Annotated in this window: 14 protein-coding genes; 5 read left to right on the forward strand and 9 right to left on the reverse strand. The window is 48.7% G+C overall.

All coding sequences use genetic code 11. The annotated features are described in order from the left end of the window. Positions 1-276 precede the first annotated feature (276 nt). From H3001_RS03030 to mazG, 5 genes are all read left to right on the forward strand, one after another. Positions 277-1,551, forward strand: coding sequence for a replication-associated recombination protein A (locus H3001_RS03030; protein WP_181214050.1), 1,275 nt, complete (start codon positions 277-279; stop codon positions 1,549-1,551). A gap of 44 nt (positions 1,552-1,595) precedes the next feature. After that, on the forward strand, positions 1,596-2,549 hold the full coding sequence (locus H3001_RS03035) for a D-2-hydroxyacid dehydrogenase (RefSeq protein WP_178244768.1): 954 nt from the start codon (positions 1,596-1,598) through the stop codon (positions 2,547-2,549). 69 nt (positions 2,550-2,618) lie between these two features. Next, complete coding sequence (locus H3001_RS03040; RefSeq protein WP_219915831.1) at positions 2,619-3,089, forward strand: C-GCAxxG-C-C family protein; 471 nt, start codon at positions 2,619-2,621, stop codon at positions 3,087-3,089. Positions 3,090-3,242: 153 nt separating this feature from the next. After that, positions 3,243-3,446, forward strand: coding sequence for a winged helix-turn-helix domain-containing protein (locus H3001_RS03045; protein WP_178244767.1), 204 nt, complete (start codon positions 3,243-3,245; stop codon positions 3,444-3,446). 76 nt (positions 3,447-3,522) lie between these two features. Further along, on the forward strand, positions 3,523-4,326 hold the full coding sequence (gene mazG / locus H3001_RS03050; protein ID WP_178244766.1) for a nucleoside triphosphate pyrophosphohydrolase: 804 nt from the start codon (positions 3,523-3,525) through the stop codon (positions 4,324-4,326). Between the two features lie 124 nt (positions 4,327-4,450). Here mazG and H3001_RS03055 read toward each other — a convergent pair whose 3' ends face one another. From H3001_RS03055 to rpsA, 9 genes are all read right to left on the reverse strand, one after another. Beyond that, positions 4,451-5,395 carry a metallophosphoesterase gene (locus H3001_RS03055; RefSeq protein WP_178244765.1) on the reverse strand — a complete coding sequence of 315 codons (945 nt, stop codon included), beginning with the start codon at positions 5,393-5,395 and terminating at the stop codon, positions 4,451-4,453. Between the two features lie 155 nt (positions 5,396-5,550). Further along, the gene (locus tag H3001_RS03060) at positions 5,551-6,939 is read right to left on the reverse strand and encodes a right-handed parallel beta-helix repeat-containing protein (protein WP_178244764.1); all 1,389 of its coding nucleotides are present in this window, start codon (positions 6,937-6,939) and stop codon (positions 5,551-5,553) included. Between the two features lie 36 nt (positions 6,940-6,975). Continuing rightward, on the reverse strand, positions 6,976-9,630 hold the full coding sequence (locus H3001_RS03065; RefSeq protein WP_178244763.1) for a TonB-dependent receptor domain-containing protein: 2,655 nt from the start codon (positions 9,628-9,630) through the stop codon (positions 6,976-6,978). A gap of 200 nt (positions 9,631-9,830) precedes the next feature. Beyond that, positions 9,831-11,120, reverse strand: a complete 1,290-nt coding sequence (locus tag H3001_RS03070; protein WP_181214051.1) for a histidine-type phosphatase — start codon at positions 11,118-11,120, stop codon at positions 9,831-9,833. Positions 11,121-11,338: 218 nt separating this feature from the next. Beyond that, the gene (locus H3001_RS03075) at positions 11,339-11,770 is read right to left on the reverse strand and encodes a PX domain-containing protein (protein WP_178244761.1); all 432 of its coding nucleotides are present in this window, start codon (positions 11,768-11,770) and stop codon (positions 11,339-11,341) included. 12 nt (positions 11,771-11,782) lie between these two features. Beyond that, the gene (locus H3001_RS03080; protein WP_181214052.1) at positions 11,783-12,157 is read right to left on the reverse strand and encodes a hypothetical protein; all 375 of its coding nucleotides are present in this window, start codon (positions 12,155-12,157) and stop codon (positions 11,783-11,785) included. Positions 12,158-12,204: 47 nt separating this feature from the next. Then, entirely contained in the window at positions 12,205-12,753 is a 549-nt protein-coding gene (locus H3001_RS03085) for an RNA polymerase sigma factor (protein WP_181214053.1), read from the reverse strand. Between the two features lie 71 nt (positions 12,754-12,824). Then, complete coding sequence (locus H3001_RS03090; protein WP_178244758.1) at positions 12,825-13,739, reverse strand: ribonuclease Z; 915 nt, start codon at positions 13,737-13,739, stop codon at positions 12,825-12,827. Positions 13,740-13,822: 83 nt separating this feature from the next. Beyond that, positions 13,823-15,610: a 30S ribosomal protein S1 gene (gene rpsA / locus H3001_RS03095; protein ID WP_178244757.1), complete on the reverse strand. Its 1,788-nt coding sequence runs from the start codon at positions 15,608-15,610 to the stop codon at positions 13,823-13,825. Positions 15,611-15,735 lie beyond the last annotated feature (125 nt).

Raw genomic sequence — 15,735 nt, forward strand, 5'->3', positions numbered from 1 at the left:
TTCCCTGCTGATACGGCTTTGCACCTCCCTGCTGATTCAGTTCTGCACCTTCCTGCGGATACGGTTCTGCAAAGCCTTAAGAATAAAACTACGTTTTCTTTTTTGTCTCTGCCCTCACTTTTCACTATCTTTGCTTACGCGAAGACAGGAGGCGGCTCGGCAAGGCCAAAAACTGAAAACGTGGTTTTTCTTTTTGTCTCTGCTCTCGCTTTTCACTGTCTTCGAATTCATGAAAATCTTACTTGTTACCGAATTGGTAATTTATTATTTGAGAATATGGCACAACCGTTGGCAGAACGAATGCGTCCGCGTACATTGGAGGATTATATCGGACAGAAACATTTGGTAGGAGAAGGGGCAGTCTTGCGCCGCATGATTGACGCCGGGCGTATTTCATCCTTTATTCTGTGGGGACCGCCGGGAGTAGGAAAAACCACTTTGGCACAGATTATCGCTCACCGTCTGGAGGTTCCTTTCTATACGCTGAGTGCGGTTACCTCGGGGGTGAAGGAGGTACGTGAGGTGATTGACAAGGCCCGCAGCAACCGTTTCTTTTCGCAGCAGAGTCCGATTCTTTTTATTGATGAAATTCATCGTTTCAGCAAGTCTCAGCAAGATTCCTTACTGGGGGCAGTGGAGACGGGTGTCGTGACGCTGATTGGCGCCACTACCGAGAATCCGTCTTTCGAAGTGATTCGTCCGCTGCTCTCCCGGTGTCAGTTGTATGTGCTGAAATCCCTCGAGAAGGAGGACCTGCTGGAACTGTTGCACCTGGCTCTGACCAAGGATGTGGTACTGAAGGAAAAGGACATCCGTATCCTGGAGTCCGACGCCATGCTCCGGTATTCCGGTGGAGACGCACGGAAACTGCTGAATATTCTTGAACTCGTGGTAGAAGCCGAGGAAAAAGAGCCCATAGAGATTACGGATGCGATGGTGACCGACAGGCTTCAGCAGAATCCGCTGGCCTACGACAAGGATGGAGAGATGCATTATGATATCATTTCGGCCTTTATCAAATCGATTCGGGGAAGTGACCCGGATGCCGCTCTCTACTGGCTTGCACGTATGATAGAAGGGGGAGAAGACCCGGCTTTCATTGCCCGACGGCTGTTGATTTCGGCTTCGGAAGATATCGGTCTGGCCAATCCGAATGCGATGCTGCTGGCCAATGCTGCTTTTGAGGCTGTCATGAAAATCGGCTGGCCGGAAGGAAGGATTCCTTTGGCGGAGGTAACGGTGTATCTGGCAACGAGTCCGAAGAGCAACTCGGCCTATGAGGGAATCAATTCGGCACTGGAACTGGTGCGTGAGACCGGTAACCTGCCCGTGCCTTTGCACCTGCGAAACGCTCCGACCAAATTGATGAAGCAACTGGGATACGGCAAGGACTATAAGTATGCCCATGCTTACCCCGGTAATTTTGTCCGGCAGCAGTTTATGCCCGATGAGTTGCAGGAGCACCGTATCTGGCATGCACAGGACAATGCGGCGGAAGCGAAACTGAAGGAGCGCATGCTGCGCCTGTGGGGGGAGCGTTTCGAAAAGTAAAAGGCAGGTTGGAACTGAATATGAATTTTATAAAAATATAGCGTATGAAAATTGTGGTATTGGATGGATATACCTTGTCTGCCGACCGTAACGACTGGCGGGCACTGGATGAATTGGGAGAAACGGTGGTATATGACCGGACGGAGAAGGCAGATATCGTACAGCGTGCACGGCAGGCTGAGGTGCTGCTGACAAACAAGTGTGTGATAGACCGTCAGGTGATGGAGCAGCTTCCGGAACTGAAATACATCGGGGTACTGGCAACGGGATATAATATTGTAGACATTCAGGCTGCTGCCGAAAAGGGGATTGTCGTGACCAACGTGCCGGCTTACAGTACAGAGTCTGTTGCCCAGATGGTCTTTGCCCATATCCTGAACCTTACGCAGCAGGTAGGACATTATGCGGCTGAGGTACGTGACAACGTATGGAGTAACCAGCCGGATTTCAGCTACCGGAATACACCGGTAATCGAACTGGCCGGAAAGCGTATCGGTATTGTCGGATTCGGACGTACCGGGGCGGCGACGGCACGTCTGGCAGCTGCCTTTGGCATGGAGGTAGCGGTGTATACCAGCAAACCGGAATCGGCTTTGCCGGCAGGCTATCATAAGGTGGGGCTGGATGAACTGTTTGCTTCTTCGGATGTGGTATCTCTTCATTGTCCGTTGAACCAGCAGACTGCGGAGATGGTGAATGCATCCCGTCTGGCACAGATGAAGCAGGGAGCCATTCTGATCAATACGGGAAGAGGAGGCCTTGTGGATGAGGCTGCACTGGCTGAGGCTTTGAAGGCAGGCAGACTGCTGGGAGCGGGACTGGATGTGCTGACATCGGAACCTCCTGCCGCCGATCATCCGCTGATTCACTTGCCGAACTGTTTCATTACGCCTCATATTGCGTGGGCAACGGCAGAGGCCAGAGCGCGCCTGCTCGACCGGGTGGTGGAAAACATCAAGGCCTGGGTAGCGGGCAGTCCGGTGAATGTGGTGGGCTGAATGCCCGGAGAGTGACCGGGAGAAGAAATGAGAACCGAAACGGTTAAGTTTAACAGTATATCATCGAATATGTTGACGAAAGAACAAAGAATAGAGAAGGCGGTAGCCTTGTTTAAAGAAGGATTCAACTGCTCACAGTCGGTTGTGACAGCCTTTGCAGATATGTATGGTTTCACTAGGGAACAGGCGTTGCGGATGTCTGCTTCTTTCGGAGGAGGTATCGGTCGCATGCGTGAGACCTGTGGAGCTGCCTGCGGCATGTTCTTGCTGGCGGGACTGGAGACCGGAGCGACGGACGGAGCCGACAGGGAAGGTAAAGGAGCCAACTATGCCCTGGTGCAGCAACTGGCTGGAAAGTTCAAGGAAAAGAATGGCGCCTTGAGGTGTGCCGACCTGCTGGGACTGACCAAAAAGGATCCGATTGTGGCTACTCCGGAAGTACGTACCGCCCAGTATTACGCCAAGCGTCCTTGTGCGAAAATGGTGGAAACGGCTGCCAGAATATGGGGAGATTACCTGGAAGAGCACGGAAGACTCTGATTTTCTGCCGGAAACCTTCGTCAAAATGGAAAATTTTTGAAATAAAATGCTCGTTCTTTATTTCTTTTTTACTAATTTTGTTGCAGAAACACAAGCACTTTCTCTTTAGTGAATGAAAGAGAATGATAGTATTTATTTAAAATTTGATGAACTATGTTACAGGAAAAAGCAGGTATTATTGCAGGTAAAATTTGGGAAACATTGAACGAAAAAGGTGAGTTGTCACAGAAAGATTTGAAAAAAGCCTTGAAAGTGCGGGCAGACAAGGACCTGTATCTGGGTCTGGGATGGCTGCTGAGAGAAGACAAGGTGGTTTTGAACGAACAGGACGGAGAATTTCTGATTAAATTGAAATAATTTGAAGTTTTAAATAATGGACAAAAGCGTTGACAGGGCGGAAGCCGCTTCAACGCTTTTGTTGTAAATGGAGGATATGATGCATACAAGAGAAGAACAGATGAAGGCATTCGGCCGTTTGCTGGATGTGTTGGATGAGTTAAGGGTGAAATGTCCGTGGGACCGTAAGCAGACCAATGAGAGTCTGCGCCCGAATACGATTGAAGAGGTATATGAGCTTTGTGATGCTTTGATGAAAAAGGATACTCCCAATATCTGCAAGGAGCTGGGGGATGTGTTGCTGCATGTCGTTTTCTATGCGAAAATCGGCAGTGAGACGGGCGACTTTGACATCAAGGATGTGTGCGACCGCTTGTGTGATAAACTGATCTTCCGTCATCCTCATGTCTTCGGTGAGGTGAAGGCCGATACGGCTGAACAGGTTTCGGAAAACTGGGAGCAGATCAAGCTGAAGGAGAAGGGAGGCAACAAATCGGTATTGAGCGGAGTGCCTGAAGCCTTGCCTTCATTGATCAAGTCTTATCGTATCCAGGACAAGGCACGCAATGTCGGTTTCGACTGGGAGGAGCGTGAACAGGTTTGGGACAAGGTGAAGGAAGAAATCACTGAATTTGAAGCGGAAGTGGCTCACATGGACCGTGACAAGGCCGAAGCGGAGTTCGGCGACCTGATGTTCAGTCTGGTCAATGCGGCCCGTCTGTACAAGATCAATCCGGACAATGCCCTGGAACGAACCAACCAGAAGTTTATCCGTCGTTTCAATTACCTGGAGGAGCATACCTTGAAGCAGGGAAGAAACCTGACCGATATGACACTGGAGGAAATGGATGCAATCTGGAACGAAGCCAAGGAGAAGGAAAGAAACTCAGAGAACCGGTAATCCGACAAGGATTGTATTGGATGAGACAGAAAAGATCCCCCATCGGAAAAGCATATGTGTTCCGATGGGGGATCTGCTGTATGTACCGGTCAGCCATGTGCAGTTTCCGGTTCCGGAGAACGGTTTATTTGCTGCGGGTTACCGTATGAAGTATCTTTCCGTTCTTGTCCATCATGTACAGGTTCAGTACCTTCTTGTCGGCCGTAATGAGAGAGAAACCTGCCTGGTCGCTGCAGAACTGAGTACCTTCGACGGGGCTGACCTTGCGGCTCAGTGAGCCGGAAGAATTCACCACGTAATCTAAGTGGCTTCCCGGTTTGCGGATGTGCTGGAAATTGTGGATGTGTCCGCACAGATACATGTCTACGTTCTTGTGCTTGCGCAGCAAGGTATCGAGACGCTTCTGGAGGTCAGTGCGTTCCGACGTGCTTTTGTCGGTATCTGCATAAATCGGATGGTGTCCCACTACCAGTACCCAGTCTTCTTTCGCTACAGTCAGAACAGAGTCAATCCATGCCAGCTGTCTGTTCAGGTCCTGTTTGCATGCATCAGGATATTTGTCGGTATCCTTACGGTATTTGTCGAGCAGGGAAGGCGTATCGATCATGACCAGGCGGACAGTGACATCGTCATTCTCTTCTACACGGGTATAATAGCGTGCCGGCATTCTCCAGCGGGCACTGACCTGACTGTAGTCGATGACTGCCTGCGTATTTCCACGGTATTCGTGGTTTCCCAGGATGGGATACCAGGGAATCATCAGGTCCGGATGACTGTAAACCAGTTCGTAGTTGGTCATCCAAAGCGGGTCATTGACACTCCGGACTCCTTCGAAATGATGTACGTCACCCGCAGCGACCACAAACTCAATGTCTACGTTTTCTGCCATCTTGCCCATGGTCTCAGCGATAGGCTTCTGGTCGTAATATCCGTTACGTCCCAAGTCGTTGGCCAGATAGAAATTGACAGGCTTTTCCAAGCTCTTCCAGGTTGCCGCATCTTGTGCGAAACCGCATACTGTAATCCACAGTGCGCAAAGTGTGATAATTGTTTTTTTCATTGAATTCATAATTGTAAGATTCTTGATTGCTGATGCAAAGTAAAGAAGCAAATCTGAAAAAATGTTGAAATCCGAAATCTGTTTTTGGGGTAAAAAGAAGGTTCGAAATCTCGGAGGGTATTTCGAACCTTTCTTCACTAAAGTGCTATTGTATATAGAGATTGTTATTTAGTTCCGTAAGCTCCGAAGCGTGCTTCCACTCTAGGTGAAGTATATACCTTCTGGTTTACGGTCAGACCTTCTGTGCCGAACAATGGAGCCATTTTGGCATCGTTGCCGCTGTAGGCACCGTTCAGTACTGCAGAACCGGCCTGTACATGGAAGTCCCACGCATCGTTGTAGACATACTCAGTCAGTGAAACCTCGTTGATCGGGAAGTTCACGAACAACGGATCCTTGGAATCCTCTTCTGTGGCAATGACACTGTGCTTGTCTACCTTTTCTACATCGTATTCATCAAACGGCTTGCCGTCTTCTTCGTAGTTGTATCCTTCCCATGAATACTCGATACCTCTCTTATATACATAGTTCGGATCTACCTTCTGGCTGCCTGAAGCATAGTAGTTGTAGTCGATGACTGAATTTACATCGTCGTAGCGGCCGTCTTCCGGTGATGCCGGCTGGTCCAGGTCGGGAGTCATGGCTCTGAACTTACAGTTGACCATCAGGTTGTTGAACACATGTACGGCCGCATTTTCCTGCACATACACACATCCGCCCTTGTCACTGTCGCGACGCCATCCGGCATTGATGATGGTATTGTTGTATGCCTGGATTCTGGCCTGTGCACGTACTTCGCTCTGGTCTGAGCTGGACAGTTTCAGTCCGTTGGTGTTGGGAGAGAACATGATGTTGCCTGCCACGTCCACCATACATCCCGATTTCACGTTGACTGCCTCTTCACCCGTCTCACCGTTTCCGACAAACGTATTGTTCATGATGATACCGTTTCCACCCATCATGTAGATGGCATCCGATTTACCGTATCGCAGGACAGAGTTGCAGATGACGTATCTTCCCTGAGGATTGGTAGTGGTAATCTGCGGATACATATCCTCTCCGGCTTCATAGATACCTGCATTTACGGCCGGAGCTCCTTCGATGGTTTCTCCTCCCGCATATTCAATGATGGTATGGTCAATCAGCATTTCCTGGCAAGTAGAAGTCGCTACGATTCCGCCCCATTTTCCGGCAAAGATATTTTCCTTCGTACGTTCGGCTTCCGGAAGCGAGAAGAGGATAGGCTTTTCAGCAGTACCCTCACAGTACAGGTTTCCTTTTACAGTAAATTCGATAGGAAGTTCATTGACACCCACTTTCTGAGTAGCGATGATCTGCGCTCCTTCCTTGATAATAAGAGAAGTTCCTTCGGGAACTACATAATGGTCTTTCAATTCCACAACTGTATCTGCCGGCCATATGATGACGTCATCGTTTTCTGAGCCCTGACCGCCCTGTTCGGGGCCGTTTGAGAAGTCTTCGTTTGAACAAGCTGTTGTCAGTGACAATGAGAATAAAGCTGTTCCCGCCAATAATACATTCTTAAGTTTCATGTTACTTAGTTTAAAAAGTTAGTTTATCGATTTTTATTATAGTTTGTATCTTATTCCTAGCATGAACGACTGTCCGTGCCATTCCTTACGTTCGATCAGGTTGCCGTCTTTCCGTTCAAATCCGGTGACACCGTCTGTCTGAGGACCTTTGTGAGTGTATCTCAGCAAAGGAGTATCCAGCAGGTTCGAAGCCTTGGCATAGATGGAAATGCCGTTCTTGAAACTTTTCTCTACCGAAGCATCGAGCTGCATGTATCCGTCTTCCCAGATATCGTTGTCCAGGTAATTGGAAACCTCACTCAGGCGTTTGCCCGTATAACTTCCGGCCAGCTGTCCTTCCCAGCCATGCTTGGTACTCTTGAACAGCAGCGACAGATTGGCTACGTGGGCTGCCTGTCCGTACAGCGGTCTCGACTGTGTGACGCGTATCACTTCCGAGCCGTTCATGGTGCGCTTGTCGGTCGTAATCTTGGAATGTGTGTACGTATAGTTGGCCTTAATGCCAAACCAGTTGAAATATTTCATGAGGTCGACTTCCAGTCCCAGGTTCGTTGCATTTCCGAAATTCATCGGAATATAGAAAGCATCCGAGCCCTGTATCTCCAGTCCGTACTCAATCGGGTTCTGCAGGTATTTGTAGAAGACACCTACCATGAACTGTTCCGAAGATTTAGGGAAGAACTCATAGCGCAGGTCGATGTTGTCGGCCACTGTATGCTTCAGGTCCGGATTACCCTTCTCATCGTAATCCTCGTTCAGAATGGTATAAGGTACGATTTCGAAGAAGCTCGGCCGGTTGATGGCCCGTGCATAAGAGAACCGGAGGTTGGCATTCTCGTGTACCCCGTATTTCAGGTGGAAGCTGGGCAGTACATCCGTATACACCTGACTGTTTTCTGCCTTAACATCGCCGACCGGGTATTTCAGCAGGTATCCCTGATCGGTATGTTCCACACGTACCCCTGCAATCAGTTCCCATTTCGGGAAAGTGTATTTCACCATACCGTATCCGGCACCGATCTTTTCAGTGGCATCGTAGTTCAATGCCCCGCTGATGTTCCGGCTTTTGAAGTCAAACTGGATTTCATCGTAATTGTTCCAATCCTCTCCGCGGTATTGCGGAGCTCCCAGTTCCGTCTGGAAGGTATATTCATTGAAGTAACTGTCCCTTTTCTTGTCGCGGTACATACCTCCGGCAGAAAAGTCGAGTACAGCCCCTCCGTCGAGTTTCCATTTGTAGGACAGGTCCAGGTATCCGGCCTTGTCGTTGTCCGAGTTGTGTTCCCATCGGCGGACCAGTGCCTTGTTGACCGCTACACGGTCTCCACCGTCGAGCAGACTGATTTCCGCATTGTCGGGAGTTTCACTGAATGCTTTTGAGATGACTGCCGACCAGCTGAGGCGCAGGGCGTTGTCGTCCAGGAATCCATGTTCCCCTTTCAGTGTAGAGTTGATGATATACTGGCGGTTCCATTTCATTCTGACCTTTTCTTCCTCCTTGTCCTTCCGGTCGCGCACCTCCGCTTCCCGCATGTCCATATATCCGTTGTACCAGGTCAGCTTGTGGCGCGGACTGATGTGATAGTCCAGTTTGGCATGGGCACCGATGCGTGTCTGCTGTGCCGAGTAATTACGGTCTTCCACGTTGTCATTGTCTCTTCCCGGCTGATAGAAAATCTGACTTTCCTTTCCTCTGTAAGTATTCAGGAAGCTTCCGGCAAGCATTACGCCCAAGCGGTCACCGAAGAAACGGTCGCCGTATGACAGTCCGGCTGTCAGGTCCGGAAGCGGCCGGCTCCACTTCATGTGAAGGTTGTCCTGCGTAAAGTCATTGTTGGTTATCGTGAATTTTTCGGGCTTTCCCATACGTTCATAAGGAGATTCCTTTGCGATGGCACCGTGGTTGAACGACTGAAAATCCCGGTCGAAATACATGGAGTTGTAACCGGTAGAAAGATTGGCCGTAAACTGTCTTTCCGAGGGGGCATCTTTCATAATCAGGTTGACGGCTCCTCCGATTCCGTCGCCTTCCATGTTGGCGGTCAGTGATTTGGTAACCTCCAGACGGTCGAGCATTTCCGACGGAAAGATATCCAGAGGAACGAAACGGTTCTTGTTGTCCGGGCTCGGAATTTTCACTCCGTTGACCAGTGTATAATTGTATCGTTTGTCCATACCCCTCAGGATGGCATACTGTCCTTCACCGCTGCTGTTGCGTTCCACCGTCACTCCCGACATGCGTTGAATGACATTGGCCACCGTAATGTCCGGAGACAGTTCAATGGCTTTGGCGCTCATCACATTGACCACGTTCATTGCCGCCCGTTCGATGCCTCGGGCTCCGGCTTCCGTACGTCCCGGATTGCTGGCTACCACGGTAACCCCTTCCAGTACGACATCGTCGCTCTTGAGCGGTATGATAATTTCCGTATCCTTACTGTCAACCGTTACCTCACACTTCTTATAACCCACATACGAACAGATTAATGTATACTTAGGCTGGATGGAGGAGAGATTGAAACTTCCGTCCATTCCCGATACTGCTCCTTTTCCGGGTTCTTCTTTCACAAGAATGGAAGCTCCGATAATTTCTTCACCAGTCTGTGCATCTTTTACTATTCCTTTGATATCTCTTGCATTCAGATTTGCGCTGGCAAGAATCAATACACCTAATGCCCAATTTGTTTTCATCTATCTCCTTTTATTTTGACGCTGCAAAAGTAGACCTTGGTTTTTTCATGATAGTTTCGGAGATATTTCAAAACTGATACAAAACAAAAAAAATCTCTTTACATGGGTCATGGCCAGAGCCGGGCAGGGGAAATGCCGTGACAGATGTAAAGAGAGTGGGGGATTTCATCCGTTTACGGATGATTCGGATACCCTAAATGTTAGTCCGTATCTTTTTGACATTCAGGCAGGTTGATGGAACTGACCACTTGTGTCCAATAGTTTCTGACATCCTTCCAGTGATAATACGGAGCCCGGTCGGTAGCAATCGGGAGACTGACTTCCCGTTCGTTCAGCAACAGTTTGACCAGGATGTCGTCCTTTTCCGGATGACGGTAAAAGATGAGCTGTATGTTTCCGCACATGGGAATGATGCGGTAGGTGCGGTAGGTTTCCGCAATCTGCTGCCAGTCGTCCGTTGCCTTCGCCAGGTGATTGATGCCCATCAGCACTGCCAGCGGAGCCAGGTTGGTATCGTGGCCGTAGCGCAGGGTAGCCCCTTTCTTGCCCGAAGCAATCACCGTATCGGCAGCGGCAATGAAATTGTTCAGCAGGTTACGTTCCAGCTGATACATGCACGATCCGCTGAGGGGAGAAGCTCCTTTCTCATAATACCATTCGAAGTTGTTCCGCTGCCAGAGGTCGTACCGTTCCCGGTCGGTAAACAGGAAAGAGAGATGCTGCGGACCGTAGCTGCTCTGGCAGATGCCGTCAAGCTCAAACAGGTCGGTCATGAGCTTGACCGGATGCTGCACCGTGGCGGGATGGGTAAACAACTGTTTCATCAGTCGCTCCGGATGTACATACACACTGTCGGCCAACCGGTAAATGCTGTCTGCGCCGGCCAGATGCAACCGCTCATACTCCGGATTCTTGTATTTCATGAAGTCGCTGTCGTGTTCACTGGCATCGGTAGTGATGACCAGCCGCGGATTGAGTCCCTTCAGTTCGATGCATCCTGCCGCCATCGACAGAAAGGCCCGCGTCTTGTAAGTGGACCGTGCATCCACATGTACCCCTTCGGTAAAAATCTGAGGAAAGGCCGCATACATGCGACGGACCAGTTCCCTGTGCTGCTCAGCCCCCTTCGGCGTCAGTTCCCCGTACCGTCCTTCCGCTTCAGCCGCCAGTTCTTTCACAATTTCCAGCGCACGCTTTCCGTCCGCTGTCAGTCCGTGCTGTTTCTCCGCTTCGGCAAGCACCCTGAGCGGTTCCTCGTACTTCTTCTGCTTGGTGAGATAACGCGAACCGTGGCGTGCGAACGTCGAGATATAAAACGGTTCGTACCCTTCGGGAGACGGCGTAAGTGCTGTTTCCGGAGCCTGATACGCATAATATTTTCCGGCTGCCAACTGAGGATTTTCACAGATTTCTTTCCAGGCACTTTGTCCCGCTGCCGGAAGACAGATGCTTCCGGACAAACATAACATTGCAATGATAGACTGTCTCATTTCTTCACTCTTTTATCCTAAATCTGCCCAAAAGTAACTCTTTTCCTCCTGCCGCTTTGCCTTTCGGGCGGTAAGAATGTCCTGCAGAAGGCCCCTGAAACCGCTTTGTAATCAGGCTGAAACAAAAAAGACAAAAGCCCCTGCCGCGGGACTCCTGTCTTTCCCATTTTCCTGAAACTAAAAAAGGACTCCCGGCGGAAGTCCCTTTTCTGAAAAAATTATTTGTTGCTTTTTCTTGGCTTCAAGAGTTCACGGTGGAATCTTAACTCAGCCCGTTGTAAGTCGAAAATCTTTTTGGCCGGCAGAATCTTCTTGTATTTCTGCAGATATTCCTGTTCCAGCTGACAGGATTCCAGCCGGCATTTTACTACCTCTTCATTGATCTTGTCATACTCACTTTCCGTAAGTGTCTCCTTACCTTTCTTTATCTGCTGCCAGGCCTCCCGGTTCTTGATTTCCTTTTTATCCTGCAGTTCGAAGTACAGCGGGAAAAACTGTCTGGCCTCTTCTGCCGTGAGATTGGCCCTTTCCGTCAGAAAAGCCTGTTGGCGGTTTCTGAATTCCTGCTTGTTCATGCAGTGCTTCTGGGCCATCATTCCCAAGGGGAAGAGCAGGAAAGTGAATAATAAAAAGAGAAATATTTTTTTCATACTGTCTTAGGTTTAGTTATAAATACTTTTATCTGCATCACTCAGATATTGATAAAGCTCGTAATCGTCCAGCATGGTCTGATTGATGATCGGTGCCAGATACTCGTCCGACAAGTCGGATACCGGACTCACATACTCAGCCGGTCCTGCCTGCTGCTCCTGCTTACCTACGAAAACCTGTACGGTAAACATCAGTCCCACGAACATGGCAGCCATGTATACCCACGGCTTCACCCGTTCCCACATGCTGATTTCCTGTGTAGGCTGAGGCTCTTTTTCCGGAAGCCGCTCCATTACCTGCTGCGTCAGATTCTCAAAGTAACCTTCAGGAACCTTGAACGGATTTTCCTTTCCAATTTTCTGGAATAATTCTTTTTCTTCTTTCATATCTGTTACCCCTTTCATTGAGTTAGATAGATCTTTCTGCCAAAGGTTTAATCAAACTGTTGTAAAAATTGCTCTATTTTTTTGACTGCATGGTGGTAGGAAGCCTTCAAAGCCCCTACGCTTGTACCCAGAATTTCTGAAATCTCCTCGTATTTCATTTCCTGAAAATACTTCAGGTTGAAAATCATCCGCTGTTTTTCCGGTAGCGAAGCGATTGCCTCCTGCAGGTGCTTCTGGGTAGCATCCCCGTCAAAATAAGGGTCCCCTTCCAGCTGTTCCAGGTTGACCTCCGTATCGTCGATGGAGACATTGTTCTGCGCCCGTTGCTTGTTGAGGAAGGTCAGACATTCATTGAGCGCAATCCGATACAGCCAGGTAGACAGTTTGGCATCGCCCCGGAAATACTCCAGGTTGTTCCATGCCTTGATAAACGTATTCTGCAGCAAGTCATTGGCATCGTCGTGCGAGAGCACCATTCGTCGTATCTGCCAATAAAGCTGCTGGCTGTATTGCCTGACAACCTGCTCGAACGCATTGCGCTGCGTCACGGGGTTGCGTAACTGTTCGCCTATTTCTTCATCGTTGTATGTATACATGATATCGTATTCTTGTCTTTTGTGTATAGTTAGACTCCCGGCCTTGTAGATAGTTTAATGTGGGGGAGGATTTAAAGCGTCAGTTTCTGGTTTTCGAATGCCAGCAAGGTCTCCGGAAATACCTCCTGTGCCTCTTTCAGCAGCAGGGTCTCATCTTCGTAACGTGCCGAATAATGTCCGATCAGGAGACGTTTCACTCCCGCTGCCTTGGCAATCTGAGCTGCCTCTCGGGCAGTGGAATGCAGGGTCTGTCGTGCCCTTACCACCTCGCTTTCTGCAAACGTGGCCTCATGGAAAAGCAAGTCGACTCCCTTCACCTGTTCGGCTATCCGCGGAAGATAAGTGGTGTCCGAGCAGTAGGCATACGACCGCGGCGGGTCGGAAGGGAAGGTCAGACGGTCGTTCGGAATCACCGTTCCGTCTTCCTTTACATAGTCTTCTCCGTTCTTGATCCGGTTCATCATCCAGACCGGAATCTGATAGAAGTCAATCATTTCGCGGTTGATGTGGTTGGGCGTCGGTTTTTCCCTGAACAGGAAGCCGCAGGTGGGCAGGCGGTGCCGCAGCGGAATGGTTTCCACGCTCACCGAGCGGTCGTCGTAGATAACCTGTCTTTCTCCCGGATTGAAAGGGTGGAAGATGACCTTGTAGCTCATGCCCTGACAGAAAAATTCCAATTGGGGAGTCAGCAGCCGCTGCAGGTCGGCATGACAATGGATGTGCAGGTCGGCCGTCCGTTCCAGCATACCGAAAGTCGAAATCAGACCGATGAGTCCGAAGCAGTGGTCACCGTGGAGGTGCGAAATGAAAATATGGTTCAGCCGACTGAACTTCAGTCTTGAACGACGCAACTGAACCTGCGTGCCTTCTCCGCAGTCGATCATGAACAGTTTCTCGCGCAGGTTAATCACCTGAGAAGTAGCCTGATGTCGGGTAGTGGGCAGTGCAGATCCACATCCCAATATGTGTATTTCGAATTTTTCCATACGGGCAAAGGTAGGAAATTATGGACAATAAAAAAAGGGATTGCCGAAGCAATCCCTTTCCGGAAATATTTATTTAAAATAAATTATTTCTTTCCTTCCAGCTGTTCTTTCAAAGCAGCCAAAGCGTCGATGTCACCCAGAGTAGTTGAAGCAGCCTGGTTCTGAATCATCGGAGTTTCTTCTTTCTTAGAAGAAGCTTTCTTTGCAGCCTTCTTTTCAGCTTTTTCTTCTGCCTTAGCAGCATCTTCGAAGATACGGCTGTGAGACAGGATGATACGCTTAGCGTCCTTGTTGAATTCGATTACTTTGAATTCCAGTTTTTCATCCAGCTGAGCCTGAGAACCGTCTTCTTTTACCAGGTGCTTAGGAGTTGCGAATCCTTCTACACCGTAAGGCAATGCTACTACAGCACCCTTATCCAGCATTTCGATGATAGTACCTTCGTGAACTGAACCTACAGTGAATACAGTTTCGAATACATCCCATGGATTTTCTTCCAACTGCTTGTGGCCCAGGCTCAGACGACGGTTTTCCTTGTCGATTTCCAGTACCTGAACTTCGATGTCAGCACCGATCTGAGTGAATTCTGACGGGTGTTTGATCTTCTTAGTCCAAGACAGGTCTGAGATGTGAATCAGTCCGTCAACACCTTCTTCGATTTCAACGAATACACCGAAGTTAGTGAAGTTGCGAACTTTTGCAGTGTGCTTAGAACCTACAGGGTATTTTTCTTCGATTGATTCCCATGGATCAGCCTTCAGCTGTTTGATACCCAGAGACATCTTACGTTCTTCACGATCCAGAGTCAGGATAACAGCTTCTACTTCGTCACCTACCTTCATGAAGTCCTGAGCTGAACGCAAGTGCTGTGACCAAGACATTTCAGATACGTGGATCAGACCTTCTACACCCGGAGCGATTTCGATGAATGCACCGTAGTCAGCCATAACCACTACTTTACCTTTCACGTGGTCACCAACCTTCAAGTTAGGATCCAGACCATCCCATGGATGAGGAGTCAGCTGCTTCAGACCCAAAGCGATACGTTTCTTTTCATCATCGAAGTCGAGGATAACTACGTTCAACTTCTGATCCAAAGAAACCACTTCGCGAGGATCGCTTACGCGGCCCCAAGACAAGTCTGTGATGTGGATCAGACCGTCTACGCCACCCAAGTCGATGAATACACCGTAAGATGTGATATTTTTAACAGTACCTTCAAGTACCTGACCTTTTTCAAGTTTACCGATGATTTCTTTCTTCTGCTGTTCCAGTTCAGCTTCGATAAGAGCCTTGTGAGAAACAACCACGTTCTTGAATTCCTGGTTGATCTTAACAACCTTGAATTCCATAGTCTTACCTACGAATACATCGTAGTCACGGATAGGTTTAACATCGATCTGAGAACCCGGCAAGAATGCTTCGATACCGAATACGTCAACGATCATACCACCCTTAGTGCGGCACTTGATGTAACCCTTGATAATTTCTTCATTTTCCAAAGCTGCGTTAACACGATCCCAAGAACGAGTAGCGCGAGCCTTCTTGTGAGACAAGATCAACTGACCTTTTTTGTCTTCCTGGTTTTCGATGTATACTTCTACAGTATCACCTACTTTCAAGTCAGGATTGTAACGGAATTCGCTCAGAGGAATGATACCGTCTGATTTGTAGCCGATGTTAACTACAACTTCACGTTTGTTCATTGCGATAACAGTACCGTCTACAACCTCACGGTCGTTTACCTTGTTCAGGGTGTTGTCATAAGCCTTTTCCAAGTCTTCTCTGCTTACGTTGCTTACTGCATCGCCGTTTTCATAGGCTTCCCAGTTGAAATCTTCAATAGGAGCCACATTTTTCAAGTTTTCCATTAATTAATAAATTGTTTTTAAATAACTAATTGTGTTAGACTTTATATTGATATCTAATTTCGGGCGCAAAGGTACAATAAATTCCTGAATGTGAAAACTATTGCGGATTTTTTTTGCGTTTTTTG

This window comes from Phocaeicola faecicola, assembly GCF_013618865.1.
GTDB lineage: Bacteria > Bacteroidota > Bacteroidia > Bacteroidales > Bacteroidaceae > Phocaeicola > Phocaeicola faecicola.

Coding starts and splice junctions, on each gene's coding strand:
- H3001_RS03030 (WP_181214050.1), top strand. CDS start 277: ATGGCACAACCGTTGGCAGAACGAATGCGTCCGCGTACATTGGAGGAT.
- H3001_RS03035 (WP_178244768.1), top strand. CDS start 1,596: ATGAAAATTGTGGTATTGGATGGATATACCTTGTCTGCCGACCGTAAC.
- H3001_RS03040 (WP_219915831.1), top strand. CDS start 2,619: ATGTTGACGAAAGAACAAAGAATAGAGAAGGCGGTAGCCTTGTTTAAA.
- H3001_RS03045 (WP_178244767.1), top strand. CDS start 3,243: ATGTTACAGGAAAAAGCAGGTATTATTGCAGGTAAAATTTGGGAAACA.
- mazG (WP_178244766.1), top strand. CDS start 3,523: ATGATGCATACAAGAGAAGAACAGATGAAGGCATTCGGCCGTTTGCTG.
- H3001_RS03055 (WP_178244765.1), bottom strand. CDS start 5,395: ATGAATTCAATGAAAAAAACAATTATCACACTTTGCGCACTGTGGATT.
- H3001_RS03060 (WP_178244764.1), bottom strand. CDS start 6,939: ATGAAACTTAAGAATGTATTATTGGCGGGAACAGCTTTATTCTCATTG.
- H3001_RS03065 (WP_178244763.1), bottom strand. CDS start 9,630: ATGAAAACAAATTGGGCATTAGGTGTATTGATTCTTGCCAGCGCAAAT.
- H3001_RS03070 (WP_181214051.1), bottom strand. CDS start 11,120: ATGAGACAGTCTATCATTGCAATGTTATGTTTGTCCGGAAGCATCTGT.
- H3001_RS03075 (WP_178244761.1), bottom strand. CDS start 11,770: ATGAAAAAAATATTTCTCTTTTTATTATTCACTTTCCTGCTCTTCCCC.
- H3001_RS03080 (WP_181214052.1), bottom strand. CDS start 12,157: ATGAAAGAAGAAAAAGAATTATTCCAGAAAATTGGAAAGGAAAATCCG.
- H3001_RS03085 (WP_181214053.1), bottom strand. CDS start 12,753: ATGTATACATACAACGATGAAGAAATAGGCGAACAGTTACGCAACCCC.
- H3001_RS03090 (WP_178244758.1), bottom strand. CDS start 13,739: ATGGAAAAATTCGAAATACACATATTGGGATGTGGATCTGCACTGCCC.
- rpsA (WP_178244757.1), bottom strand. CDS start 15,610: ATGGAAAACTTGAAAAATGTGGCTCCTATTGAAGATTTCAACTGGGAA.